This is a genomic window from Mucilaginibacter gossypiicola (genome assembly GCF_900110105.1).
GTDB lineage: Bacteria > Bacteroidota > Bacteroidia > Sphingobacteriales > Sphingobacteriaceae > Mucilaginibacter > Mucilaginibacter gossypiicola.
On the sequence record NZ_FOCL01000001.1, the window covers coordinates 1023191 to 1037363 of the forward strand.

Below are 14173 nucleotides of genomic sequence, written 5' to 3' on the forward strand. Positions count from 1 at the left end.
TTATTCTCCTCTTAAATATTGTACTTGAATGGCAGACTGGTTCAATCGGCTAACCGCTTCGACATAAGCTAATTTAGTTTGCACAGCGGCAGATATGTTTTGAATATATTCGATATAGCCGATCTCACCCAGGTTAAAGGAAACCTGCGTAATGCGTAACTGCTCATCGGCTTGTTTTAGCCCTCCGCTTGTGTAATAGTCTACAGCCTGCCTGAACTTTTGATATTGCTGTATTTCCTGTTCGTATTGTAGTCGCACCTGGCTTTGAGTATTTTGATAATTTGCCTGGGCGATCTGGCTGGATATTTTTTCGGCTTTAATCCGTGAGCGGTTGGCCCCATTAAAAATTGGCAAAGCTACACCGAACTGAATACCGGCAATGCGGGTACCGGGAGAATAGCTTCGGTCAATACCTGCCGGGTTAAAGCCGGAGATCAGTAATTGTTGGTTATAGCCCAACTTTAGGTCAGGCATTCCTTTAGATTTTTCGACCGCAATACGGGCATTGGCTACCTCAATGTTTTGCAATTCTGCATTCACCTGTGCATTGCGGCTGGTATTTAGAGTATCGCTTGAGGCGGTTAGAAGCATTGGCAATTTACTTTCAGCTATCAAAATCGGTTGATTCGTATTCAGCAGTTGCTTTAAAGCTAACTCATTGCTTTTGAGATCAGCTTGTACGCCTATTTTCAAGGCCTGCACTTCCTGATATTTATTTTTGGCACTGAATAGTTCCAGGTTAGACGTTTCACCGGTCTTTAACCTGACCTCGGCGCGTTTCACGAAACCGTTATAAATGCTGTCCTGGTAGTTTAATATGCGCATCATTTCCCGGCTAAGCAGATAAGCATAGTAAGCATTGCGTACATTACGGGTGATTTCCATTCGGGCGACATCACCTGTCCGTTCCGCTAATATTGTTTGCTGGTTCAACAGCTTACGCTGGTTTTTATATAAACCTGGCCAGGCAATATTTTGGGTGATACCGATGGCATTATCCATGTTGCCCCCACTTGTTGGGTCTTGCGTTATGGTTAGGTCTGTTTTTGGAATATCAGTACCTGATTTTTGCAGGACGCGGCTTTGTTCTACCGAAAGTCTGACTGAACGTATTTGTAAGTTATTGCGCAACGCCTTGGCGATAGCACTATCCAGCGTTAATGGTGGATTGTTTTGTGCTTGTGAGCGACCTGGTTGTAAAAGCAAAGCGCCGCCAACTATAAAGAGCACTATTAAGGTTTTCGGCGTTTTAACGAGAATCGTTTCCTTGCGGTTAAATAAGAGATAAAGGCAGGGCAATACAAAGAGTGTCAAAAAAGTTGCAGTTATTAACCCCCCGATCACGACGGTAGCTAATGGCTTTTGAACTTCCGCACCGGCGCTGGATGATAAGGCCATCGGCAAAAAGCCTAAAGATGCTACCGAGGCTGTCATCAATACAGGCCTTAATCGGGTTTTAGTCCCCTCTAATACCCTGTCATAGATATTATCCCAGCCTTCTTCTTTTAACTGGTTGAAATAGCCGATCAGTACGATGCCATTGAGTACCGCCACGCCAAACAGGGCAATAAAACCAACTCCGGCCGATATACTAAAAGGCATACCACGTAACAGCAAAGCGGCCACGCCACCCATTGAAGCTAATGGCACCGCCGTAAAAATCAGCAGGCTTTCTTTTATTGAACGAAAGGTTACATAAAGCAGGATCAGTATAAATAGCAAGGCTGCTGGAACAGCTATAGATAACCTTGCTTTAGCTGCCTGTAAATTCTGGAATTGACCGCCATAGGTTAAGTAATAACCGGATGGTAGTTTCAAACTATTATTGAGCTTGGCCTGAATTTCTTTAACCGTTGATTCTACATCGCGGTCTTTTACATTAAAGCCTACATAGATACGGCGCTTCCCATCCTCGCGCGAAACCTGTGCCGGTGCATCTTTAAAAGAAATGTCAGCAACCTGGCTCAAAGGAACTTTGTTACCAGACGGTAAAGGGATAAGCAGGTTTTCTACACCCGATATATTTTCCCGCAGGTCGCGGTTCAAACGAACCACCATATCGAAGCGTTTTTCCCCCTCGAATACCACACCTGCCACACTTCCGGCGAAAGCAGTTTTGAGGATCATATTTACATCACTAATATTTAAACCATACTGCGCCATCTTATCACGGTTGTAGGCAACTTGTATCTGTGGTAAACCGCTTACCTTTTCTACATAAGGTTCGCGCACACCTTTCACATGGTCAATCAATTTGGCTATTTTATTGGCTTGGGTCGCTAATACGTCGAGGTCGTCGCCATATATTTTGATTGCAACATCCTGCCGGATACCGGTCATCAATTCATTAAACCGCATCTGCATCGGCTGTGAAATCTCCACGTTAATGCCTGGGATAACGGATAATGCCTCTTCCATTTTCTCGGTTATTTCTTCGCGGGTCTTTGCCGTTTTCCATTCTGCTTTTGGCTTCATGGCCAACATCATATCACCCTTTTCAATCGGCATCGGGTCTGTCGGTATTTCCGAACTACCGATGCGGGTAACGGCCTGTTTAATTTCAGGGAATTGGTCTTTGAGGATTTTTTCGGCTTTACTAAATGTTTTAACCACTTCGGTTAAGGAAGTGCCCTGCATCATGGATATTTCAACAGTCAGATCACCTTCTTCGAGTGTAGGAATAAATTCACCACCCATTCGGCTGAATGTCCAGATAGCTATGCCAAACAGGATAAATACAATGGTTACCGTGATCACTTTGGCTTTAAGGATGACTACCAATGTTTTTTGGTAGATATTTTGCAGAAAGCCAATAATATGGTCGGAAATATTTGGCTTGTGCGAAGTTTTTTTACTTAACAACAGAGCGCTTGCCATTGGTACATAGGTTAGCGATAGGACAAATGCACCCAAAATTGCAAAGGCAACGGTTTGTGCCATTGGGCGGAACATCTTGCCCTCAATTCCTACCAGGGATAATAATGGCAGGTAAACGATCAGGATAATGATCTGCCCAAATGCCGCTGATTTCATCAGCTTACTGGCGCTGTCCCGAACCTCACTATCCATTTGTTCGGTTGTAAGTTGTTCTACACCTTTTTGTTTGTAGCTGCCCGTAGTAATGTGATGGACAACGCTTTCAACAATGATTACTGCGCCATCTACTATAAGGCCAAAATCGATGGCACCTAAGCTCATCAGGTTGCCGGAGACCCCGAATAGACGCATCATTGAAAAGGCAAACAGCATCGCCAGGGGAATAACGGAAGCTACCACTAACCCCGCACGAAGGTTGCCTAAAAGCAACACCAATACAAATATGACGATTAGTGCACCCTCCAATAAATTGCGCTCAACGGTGCCAATAGCCCGGCCAACCAGTTCAGTACGGTCAATAAATGGCTCAATTACCACACCTTCAGGTAAGGACTTTTGTATCTGCACCATTCGGGCTTTCACATTATCGATCACCTGACTGAAGTTTTCTCCTTTCAACATCAGTGTAACACCAGCAACGACTTCGCCTTCGCCATTACGGGTTACTGCGCCGTAACGGGTCGCGCTGCCGAATTGCACCGTAGCTATATCCCGGATCAATATCGGTGAACCTTTGCTGTTTTTTACAACGATCTTGCGGATATCATCCAGATTTTGAACCTGGCCTAAACCACGAATGAAATAGGCATTACTTTGTTGTTCGATGTAAGAACCGCCGGTGTTTTCATTGTTCTTCTCCAGTGCCTGATATATTTCAGGAATGGTTAAGCCTAATGAATTGAGTTTATCATTATCTAATGCAATTTCATATTGCTTGACGTAACCACCCCAGCCGCTTACCTCGGCCACGCCAACTGTGCCTGCCAGCTGCGTACGAACCAGCCAATCCTGCAAAGTCCGCAGGTCAGTGGCAGTATATTTATTTTCATACCCTTTTTTGGCATGAATTACATATTGGTATATTTCTCCTAAACCAGTGGTGATAGGCGCCAAAACGGGCTCACCAAAACCGTTTGGAATACTACTTTCAGCTTCCTTTAATTGGGCGTTAACTTGTTGTCTTGCCCAATAAATGTCCACGTTATCTTTAAATACAATGGTGATAACGGATATGCCCGAACGGGATATCGAGCGTTTCTCAATGATCCCGGCTATATTGGCCATGGATATTTCTATGGGAGCAGTAATAAATTGCTCCACCTCTTGTGCGCCGAGGCTCGGCGCTTGTGTAATGATCTGTACCTGGTTATTGGTAATATCGGGTTGCGCGTCAATCGGCAGGTTGACAGCGGAATAAATACCCACCAGTATTAAAACCAGCGTCATGATCCCGATTGTTACCTTGTTCCTGATAGAGAACGAGATAATCTTATCAAACATAAATTGTAAAAATTAATACGAATAAGGGATAGCCTTGCAAATTTGATTGCAGGCGAAACATTTAAGAAAATCGTATTAACCTATTTGAGGGGGCTGCCAGATATTGATTGGCTGATCCTGAATAGCAGCTATGCTATAATTAGGATATTCCCGAATTATCGATTGGATAAAAATACTGATGGCAACCCTTGCAGTTAACGTTCTTGCTGTAGAGCAACAAGAGCAAGTACAAAAAGGTGGGCAGGTTTCTTGACCTCTTTCATCGTTCGCAGAATGACTTTTTTGAACCGTCACATGCATTACGCTGGCAATCATATCCTCTCTATCCTGACAGGGCAGGATGGCAAGGATCGTCATATAGACGCTGAATATGATAGCCAAGTATTTCATATCCTGCAAAGGTAAAGAATTAATTTACTGATGCAGTTCCGTTTATTTATTTGCAATGGCATTGCATTTTAAACTACTTAGTTGATATGCTCGAATTATTGAACCGAAGAGGACTTTTCTGAATTCTCGAACCGTTTAGATTTTCTCAAATTCTTTAAAAAAAGCGTATCGATTCAATCAAGCGGTTCGAAGTTAGTCTTGCCCGGGCTGATACCGTACATCTCCTGACGGGAAATTCGAATTATATAATTGAGCAAGAGCGTGTTTTAAGCTCATTTTAGAAAACGCTTACCGAACAGTCTGCGAACTGTATATATTATGGTTCGAAAACTGCCCGGTCTAAAGTTTATTCTAAGCCCTATCTGGATCAAAATCTTTTGCCGAAAACATGCGTACTTATCGATTCTTTGTTTATTAATATTTGATTGGATATAACCGCCCATTGACACGATGATTGTGACAATGTTAATGCGAAAGAATTTTACTCATTTGTTTGGTGATCATTGTCGCGGCCGATTTTGGATTTAACCGGTATAATATATCCATGATCCGGGCGTCTTTGCCTACTATAATCCGGTATTTATCTTTTTCAATCCCAGCAATCATCATTTGCGCAGCCTCTGTAGCGCTTAATATTTTACGGGCTTTAGCTTTTCCCTCTTGGGGTTTTGGCATTTCGAGCCCCGAGTTGCTAAGAATATTTGTATTCACGCCACCTGGAAACACGACTGAAACTTTCACAGTTGTACCAGTTAATTCAGCATAAAGCCCCTCGGTCAGCAACTTTACTGCCGCCTTTGATGCACCGTAGATCGTTTGACCGGGGACTGGCAAAAATCCGCCCATGCTCGAAATATTGATGATATGTGCTTCCGGCCGTGTGAGCAGATGGGGTAATAATGACTTTATAAGATAGAGTGTACCATAGAAGTTGACATTCATTACCCGGTCTATCAAATCGTAACTCAGATCATTTACCCGCACAAACGGTTGTATGATACCGGCATTATTGATTAGCCCATCGATATATCCGTTTTCTGCAATAAGCTTTACAGCCCTTTCCTCAACCGCTGATTTGTCGGTAATGTCAATGACATGGGTAGTCAGGCTTGCGCTTTTCTGTCCAGCAAGTTTTGCCGTTTCCTCCAACCCGGTTTCATTAATATCTAATGCGACAACTTTTACTTCTTTTAACAATAAGGCAAGTACTAACTCGCGACCCATACCACTCCCGCCGCCGGTAACTACAATGGTTTTATTTTGAACTTTCATTTTATTGCTTTTCGCTAATGACAACAGGGCCTGCTAAGCCGGCAGCCATCGTCTGGTCTTCTTTACCTTTGAATTGTTTATAGTGAACGTCTCCCTGCTTTGCCTTGCCTATAAAGCCATTTAATTGACCAGTTGTAACCCGAACCTCGATCTTATTATCACCAGAAATAAGAAACGGACCTATATCAAGCATATATGGTGCAAATAGCCGTTTACCTGCAAATTTGCCATTGATATAAACTTCAGCAGTGTAATACACCTTGCCGAGGTCGAGATAAACCGGTGAACCTGTACGGATATTATCCCATTGAAATGATGAAGTATAAATGCCCTCTGATGATGAAAATTTCAGTTTATCATTCATTCTCCAGTCAAAGAGGGGACTGTTTTTCAATTCGAGACTATCTGTTTTTAAGTCCCATTGATCAACCGTAATGATTTTCTTTGCGCGGTCATCTATTGGAGGTTTCTGTGCGGGGATAGTTGTAATATATTTAGTAGATGCGTATAAAATAATCGAGCCATAAGGTGGCATCCGATAGCTGATCAGAGAGCCACTATTTTTAATCGTTGTCCCTTCATCAGCATTCATCCAGTAGCTGCTTTTATATTTTTTATCCAGCGACAGGGAAAGTGTTTGCCATTGGTCGCTCTTATTCCAGATAAATTCGATGCGACTGCCGTCGGTCATATCCCGCTGTACCTCACGCGTAAAATGGTATTCTCCGTTGAACTTAACGGCGTTGCGCAAGCCCTTTATCCATTTCGTTAAAGCGGTACTATTTCCAAGATATTGGCTATTAGCGGATCTCAATGCCGCCTTTATGGCCCGACTGGTCAGCTTATCGTTGCGCTGCCAATCTAAATAAGAAGGTTGAACCTGTGGCAATTGCCCCATAGCAGCCAGCCTCATACCGTTTGCAGCAAGAGATCTTATTTTTTGCGCGGTTTTTAGCTGGATGACAGAATCGTCGGCTAAAATAAGTGACTGGTAACTGTTTCCGCGTATATTGATCTGATGCTCATTTGTTAATTCGGCTTTTTGGATAGATTCATCGTTTACCCAATCCCAGGTAATCCCGTTAGCATATAATTGATTGATGAGCGGGTAAACTTTTGCAGCCCAGGCTTCCTTAGTCGCATTTTTTGCTTCTTTGGTTGTAGGAAGCGGTCCCTCAACATTGGCCAAGTAGCCATCGGCCAATATTTCTTCAGGGTTAGCCGGCAAACCATTCACATCCATAAAAGGAAAATAGATCAGCACATCGACGTGCGCTTTTCCGGAACGCAGCGCGTATTGGGTTCTGTTGATATATTCATTAACCTGCTTTTGATCTTTCCAAAAGATATTGCCCTCGCCAAGGTTAGAAGAAAAATTTACAGCTGAAATCAACGGTGTTGAGAATGCGTACCAGCCTTCGGGGCCTAAATCTTTCGGCGTGTAACGATAAGGCACACCATGATAAATAATCTGGTTGACACCCACCGCAAACAATTTATCAACGGCGACTTTAATTTTCTGCGGCGTATTCGTATAAGCTCTCCCATTAAAAACTACCGATTCGGACGATATGATGGGTTTATTGTACAAGTGCCCTCCCGAAGTCATGATTTTCACATTGGCTTCCGGCCCGAGCATACTCTCCGTTTCCGGGATCGAGGCATGCCCTGCTGCCGCGATCATGTCCAGATTAAAGCCGTATGATTGAGCCCGGTGCAACAAACCTTGTGGTTCAAGCCAGTTTTTGGTAACATCTAAAAACTGATCAGTAAATAATTCGCTGACAGTTAGGTCGTAGTCGTATTTTAAACGCCAGTCCTCCTTTGAAAAAGTAAAATCAGGTGCGGCATGCGGGTTCATGTAGTCCACGTAATTATACTTCTTCTGCATTTCTGCAGGCAGCCATGGAGTAATATCATACCCACGATGCTTTTTAAAATATTCGATAAAACCATGAGAGAAAAAACGGTCAACGGCAAACTCGTAACTATCGTCAAAAACGGCCCTCATCGGGTTGCCGAAATAGGCTTTTAAGCCTGTCCGCTCACCAAATAAATGCCGGTAGCTTTTAAGTACTTTGGCTGAATCAAGGTGATTTACTACCGGACCTTGAACGGGTGTTGCCGCCATTGTTTTTTCGCCCTGCGGTTTGCTCCAGAAAGCGATGATTTTCCAACTCCCCGCAGGGCTGTTCCAGTAAAGCGAATCCTTTTTAACTTGTGAGGTTAGCACAATGATCGATTTAGGATCAAGCGAAACCGTTGTGTTTTTATCATCCCCTTTTTTAGAGAGCGTTTTGACAGCCAATACAGCTTCCAAATGCGAAGGTCCTGAAGTGTTATTGGCCACCGATGGAACAACAATAGCGATATCTCCGCCTGTTACATCTTTTTCAGCAAATGCAAGCGTAATAAAACCGTCTTCATCTTTAAGGAACGGCCCGCCCGGCGGCCAGCCGCTGCCATCAGTCATATCGATAGTTAACCCACGCTTCCTGGCTTCCCTCATGACTGCAGCTACATTGGCATAATAGTCAGGCGTATCCCAGGTCACAATCTTAGCTTTTGCTTCCGGCGTTCCGGGTATAAAGAAATTAAGTGGCTGGATTTCCATGCCGCCAAAATCATGATCAGCGAAGAGATTGATCTCGCGTTTCAGCTCCACCGAATCAACAAAGTTCCCTGGCCACCACCAACGTGCGAATGGCGCAAATTGAATTGATGGTTTATGAAAAGTCGCAGGGTTGAAATCATATATGGGAAACCAACGGGTTGATTTTTCCTGCGCAAACAACGAAACAGGGATCAGCAACAAGATATACCCAATTAGTTTTCGGAAAGCATTCATGATTTGATCTTTAATTTTTCAGCTCGTCTATTGACGCTTGAGGTGCCAACGCTTTATGAACTTTTTCAACGGTCAGTGATCCTGGTAACGTGAATCCCTTTTGCAGTTTGATATCCTCACTTGACGCGCCTATCTTTACTACATATTTCCCTGCATCAGCTATCCAGGCCGATTTGCCGGTATTGAACGAAGCCAGGTCTTTTGCATTTAAAGTGAAGGTCAGGGTTTGTGATTCGCCAGGCTTTAACAATCGTGTTTTGGCAAATCCCTTTAGCTCTTCTGAAGGCTTATCTAATTGTCCTTTAGGGGCCGTCAAATAAAGCTCCGCAACCTCCTTGCCTGCGGTATTGCCGGAATTGGTTATAGTAACAGAGGCTGTTAGTTTATCATGAAAAGTAAGGCCGCTTAGTTTTAGATTACTATAGGTAAATTTGGTATACGATAGGCCATACCCAAACTCATAAGCAGGTTTTATTTTAAAAGTATGATAATAGCGGTAGCCGACGTAAATACCTTCCTGATAAATTACTTCTGCCGGAATCGATTTACCCATCATTCCCATGGTAGCTTTTTCTGGAAATTCTTTACCAGGGAAGTTCTTGGCAGATGGCACATCACTGTAAACCGTAGGAAAAGTGGTCGCCAGTTTTCCGGATGGGTTTACCTTCCCGCTCAAAACATCTGCGATTGCATTGCCTCCTTCTTCGCCCGGTTCCCAGGCAAGTAAGATCGCATCTACCTTATCGCGAAATGTGGTTACGTCGATCACCCCTCCGATATTCAATACGGCAATTACCGGTTTGTGCTTGGCGTGGAAAGCATCTGAAACCTGGTTAATCATATCAGCTTCCTGGCTGGTTAGTCGGTAATCGCCTTCTACTTTGCGATCATTGCCTTCGCCAGCATTACGACCGATATAGACGATCGCCAAATCGGAAGCGTCAGCTTTTTGGGTCACAACACTACCATCAACTATATATTCTGGGGCAAACGGACTTGGGTTCATAATTTCCTGTATCAAAGGCTTCTTAGGATGCTTTGCTGCGTAATCGCTCAAATAGTCTTTATAGCTTTTTTGAAGTGATGCGTCGACTTTAAAGCCAGCGTTAGTCAATCCGTCAGCCAACGAAATAGCATAAGGTTTATTTACGTCCCCGCTACCTGTACCGCCGGCAATCAAGTCGTAACCATGTGTGCCAAATAATGCCACAGTAGCGCCGCTATGTGCCGGTAGTGCCTGAGCTGAATTTTTTAATAAAACCATACTTTCTGCGGCGGCCATTCTTGCTACCTGCGCATGGGCTTTTAAATCGGCTTTATTCGGATAATCAAATCCCTTAGCCGTTAATGTTTTCAGCCAGACATTTAAAATGCCTTCAACATTTTTATCCAGTACGGCTTCAGACAGCTTGCCGCTTTTAACAGCCTCAGTAATGGCTTTGATCTGTGCCGGCGAACCGGGCATGAGCAGGTTGTTACCGGCCTGCATCTGGGCCACGGCATCTTTACCGCCAAACCAATCGGTCATAACCATTCCTTTGAAACCCCAGTCATCACGCAGTATTTTGGTGATCAGGTCATTGCTCTCCGATGTATAAGTACCGTTAACCAAATTGTAAGAGCTCATGATCGCCCACGGTTGGGATCTTTTTACCGCGATCTCGAAGTTGCGCAGGTATATTTCACGCAAAGCACGTTCGCTAATGATTTCGTTTACCGAAGCGCGGTTAGTTTCCTGGTTATTAGCCGCAAAATGCTTCAATGTCGCCCCAACTCCCTGCGATTGGATTCCATTAATGATGGCCGCTGCCGCAGAACCCGATACGAGCGGATCTTCGGAATAATACTCAAAATTTCGCCCCCCCAACGGGTTGCGATGAATATTAGCGCCGGGCCCCAATATAAAATCAATACCGTAATCTTTAATTTCTTCACCAAAGGCTACCCCTACTTTGTGAATCAGCGTGGTATCCCAGCTTGAAGCAAGTAAAGTGCCTACGGGCCAGGCAGTAGAAAAATTATTATTAGCAGAGTCTTTAGCTGTCATTGCCCAGCGATGGATACCTGAAGGACCATCAGCCATGCTGATTGATGGAATGCCAAATTTGGCAAGAGGTATTGTGTGACCTGAGATTGCAAAAATTTTATCAGGCGTTTCATCATTGGAACCCATGCTCATTCCAGGTAAGGAGAAACCTTTGCCCACAACAATTTTTACTTTATCATCAAGTGACATCGCCTTTACGATGGCCTTGATCGGGTCTTTACCAAACTGCGGTGCGGTTCCCTGTGCAAAAACGCCTTGTCCCGATAATACCAAAGCTATTGCGGCGAAACGGGCGATCATTGATCTTTTCATTTTTTACAGATTAAAAAATTTATTTGGTTTCTTTCACGCGCGCCCCTTTGGCATCAAACATTCCCATTAAACTGCCTTTCACGTGGTCGTCATCTACAGGGTCAAGCGTAAGCGTTACATCATAACTTTGGATCGTGAACGCCGCTGTGATGGTCTTATATTTTTCTTCTACAGAAGTGATTTTTGTCAATTCCTTGCCGGTTGAATCCTGAACAACGCCGCCCAATTTGCCATCTTTTCTTTCCAGTACAAAAGTCATTTTGGAATCACCATTTGGTGTACCCATAACCAGCACATTCCATTTGCCCGGGTAATAATCTGATTTGGTTTGCGCGTGGATATTTAAAGAAATAAATAGTCCGATAATGAGTGTAAAAACGAAGTTTAGCTTTTTCATGATTTTGAGTTTATTGATTTGATTATGTTATTATTTGATTTCAATATGCACTGAACTGCTTTGCAATCCCCTGGCCGATGCCGTTAACGTCGCGGTTCCGGGGGCACCCAACGGCCTCACAATCGCCAATGCTTTACCCTGGTAAACCTGCTTACGTGGCTGCTGAAAACTGGACATATCAGCAGGGCTCCCGTTACCCACACCTGCGATAGTTGCTGCGCCGGAAATTTTAAAACTGATCTCTAATCCGTTGACTGACGGAACTAAATTCCCTTTGGCATCAACCACTTCAACCCTGATAAAGGATAGATCATTTAAACTGGCTCTTATTTTTTTCCTGTCTGCGATCAGGCGGATACCGACAGGACTCCCGGCAGTCGACAATGTGCTCGACCCTGTTTCTTTCCCATTGTCAAAAGATTTTGCAACCAAAGTTCCGGGTTGATATTCGATTTGAAATGTGGCGGTGATAGAACCTCCAGGGACACTTTGCTCGGCAATGATTCTCCCATTCAACTCAAGCTTCACCGTTTTCCCTCTCGTGTAAACATCAACCTGTATTTTCTTTCCTTCCTGCCCCGACCATGTCCATGACTTAAGTTCGTCAGGCATACCCCAGGTGGCGACAACTTCTTTTTGGCCATCGGGAATTGGACGATGCACCAACATTTCTATTGGACTATGCCGCCATACCACTTTCTTATAATACGCCTCTGGTTTTTGATCACCGATCAGATCAAGATCGCCACAATAGGCATTATAAACCGGCCAGTTATTACGATAGAATAATCCCATGCCCATCAAGCCTTTTGGCAGCTTTTGTGATTCCGGTACGTAAATCGAATTGCCGATCCCGGCTTCGCCAATGTAATCCATCGCCGTCCAACAAAAACCGCCCAGGAACCATGGATATTTTTCTGCAGCGTCCCAATTTTCTAAGGCGGCATTCGCCAAATATTCGGTAGCCATGTAGAGCTTTTGAGGATGCTTAGCTCTCTCTGTTTCAAAGCTGTGCAAGATTGTGCTATCACGCTGGAAATAAACAGAGGGGTCAAGGAAATAGTTATAACCGTCAATATCAAGGTTTGCCAGGTGGGATTCATAAGCTGTCCAGGGCTTCTTTGTATATGGTGGCAAAAAAACGATGGCATCTGTTACCGGTCGGGTTGGGTCAAGCCCCCTTACTTCATCAGCCAGCCGTTTAGCATTTACATAGCCGGATGAATCGGGGGCCTCGTAAATTTCATTACCGATGCTCCACATCATGACTGACGGGTGATTTCTGTCTCTTAAAACCATCGAAGCCAGATCCCTTCGCGACCATTCTTTAAAATACAGGTGGTAGTCCTGCGGATTTTTGGGTAGTTCCCACATATCAAATGCTTCATCTAATACCAGCAACCCTAACTTATCACAAGCATTGAGCAACGCTGGCGACGCCGGGTTATGGCTCAAACGAAGGGCATTGTAACCTGCGGCTTTGATCAGTTCCACTTTACGTTCTTCGGCCCTGTCGATACTCGCTGCACCCAATGGCCCGAGATCGTGATGAATACAGCCGCCTTTTAATTTTACCGATTGTCCGTTCAGCAACAAGCCTTTTTGGGGATCGAACACCAGGCTGCGAATACCGAATGTTGTGATCGTTTGGTCAACGATCTGATTATTTGAGATCAGGGAAACTCTGGCTTTATATAATACCGGTTTATCCAGGTCCCAAAGCTTAGGATGGTTCACTATTAATTTTTGAATAATGTCGGACTGACTTGCGCGCTCCTTGTGTGATGCAACAACCCGACCGCCCGGATCCAAAATATCGACCTTAACATCAGCAGGCTTTTGATTTTCTATAGTCGTTGTAATGCCTATTACAGCTTTGTCCGGGAACACTTCAGATGTGGTGATATAGTTACCCCATAATTTAATATGCGTTGGGTTAACCGGTAGTAACCATACGTGCCTGTATATACCAGATCCGGAATACCAGCGACTGTTCTTCCCGGTATTGTCCACCCGTACAGCGATCACATTTGGCTTGCCGGCCGGGTTAAGAAATTCAGTCAGGTCATAGGAGAACGAGGTATACCCGTAGGGGTGATTGCCCAAATGATGGCCGTTAATCCAAACATCCGCATTCATGTAAACACCGTCAAACAGCAAGTAAGTTTTTTTCCCGATGTAGGATTTATCCAATGTAAAAGCCTTACGGTACCAGCCAATACCACCTTCAGTAAATCCGGTGGCAGCTTTTCCTATGGATGCTTTGGTGAACGGACCTTGCACTTCGCCTTCCTTTTGATCTGGCAGATCTTCAATGCTCCAGTCATGAGGCAAATTCAGTGTTCTCCAGTCGGTATCGTTGAAGCCCGGACGCTCAGCGCCATAGATCGTATCTTTTTTAAACCGCCAATTCCTGTCAAAACTGATCGCGCGTGAATCCTGCGCATGGCTTACAGAAATACCCGCAATCAACAAGAAGCAGAATGAAACTATTACTTTTAAAAAAGCCTCCATTTACCTTTTCGTATTA

General features: G+C 44.2%; 7 protein-coding genes. All 7 read right to left on the reverse strand.

What is annotated here, in order from left to right:
- A complete protein-coding gene (locus BMX50_RS04300; protein WP_091208089.1) occupies positions 1-4377 on the reverse strand; it encodes a CusA/CzcA family heavy metal efflux RND transporter in 4377 nt (1458 codons plus the stop codon).
- 75 nt (positions 4378-4452) lie between these two features.
- On the reverse strand, positions 4453-4767 hold the full coding sequence (locus tag BMX50_RS35175; RefSeq protein ID WP_091208092.1) for a DUF6660 family protein: 315 nt from the start codon (positions 4765-4767) through the stop codon (positions 4453-4455).
- A 465-nt stretch (positions 4768-5232) separates the two neighbouring features.
- Positions 5233-6039, reverse strand: a complete 807-nt coding sequence (locus BMX50_RS04310; RefSeq protein WP_091208095.1) for an SDR family NAD(P)-dependent oxidoreductase — start codon at positions 6037-6039, stop codon at positions 5233-5235.
- 1 nt (position 6040) lies between these two features.
- The gene (locus BMX50_RS04315) at positions 6041-8887 is read right to left on the reverse strand and encodes a glycosyl hydrolase (protein ID WP_091208097.1); all 2847 of its coding nucleotides are present in this window, start codon (positions 8885-8887) and stop codon (positions 6041-6043) included.
- 10 nt (positions 8888-8897) lie between these two features.
- Entirely contained in the window at positions 8898-11246 is a 2349-nt protein-coding gene (locus BMX50_RS04320) for a glycoside hydrolase family 3 C-terminal domain-containing protein (RefSeq protein WP_091208100.1), read from the reverse strand.
- Positions 11247-11265: 19 nt separating this feature from the next.
- Positions 11266-11643 carry a hypothetical protein gene (locus BMX50_RS04325; RefSeq protein WP_208864639.1) on the reverse strand — a complete coding sequence of 126 codons (378 nt, stop codon included), beginning with the start codon at positions 11641-11643 and terminating at the stop codon, positions 11266-11268.
- A gap of 30 nt (positions 11644-11673) precedes the next feature.
- On the reverse strand, positions 11674-14157 hold the full coding sequence (locus tag BMX50_RS04330) for a glycoside hydrolase family 2 TIM barrel-domain containing protein (protein WP_091208102.1): 2484 nt from the start codon (positions 14155-14157) through the stop codon (positions 11674-11676).
- Positions 14158-14173: the final 16 nt, after the last annotated feature.

Bases quoted from the DNA above. Each gene is read 5' to 3' on its own strand.
- BMX50_RS04300 (WP_091208089.1), bottom strand. From the start codon at position 4,377: ATGTTTGATAAGATTATCTCGTTCTCTATCAGGAACAAGGTAACAATC.
- BMX50_RS35175 (WP_091208092.1), bottom strand. From the start codon at position 4,767: ATGAAATACTTGGCTATCATATTCAGCGTCTATATGACGATCCTTGCC.
- BMX50_RS04310 (WP_091208095.1), bottom strand. From the start codon at position 6,039: ATGAAAGTTCAAAATAAAACCATTGTAGTTACCGGCGGCGGGAGTGGT.
- BMX50_RS04315 (WP_091208097.1), bottom strand. From the start codon at position 8,887: ATGAATGCTTTCCGAAAACTAATTGGGTATATCTTGTTGCTGATCCCT.
- BMX50_RS04320 (WP_091208100.1), bottom strand. From the start codon at position 11,246: ATGAAAAGATCAATGATCGCCCGTTTCGCCGCAATAGCTTTGGTATTA.
- BMX50_RS04325 (WP_208864639.1), bottom strand. From the start codon at position 11,643: ATGAAAAAGCTAAACTTCGTTTTTACACTCATTATCGGACTATTTATT.
- BMX50_RS04330 (WP_091208102.1), bottom strand. From the start codon at position 14,157: ATGGAGGCTTTTTTAAAAGTAATAGTTTCATTCTGCTTCTTGTTGATT.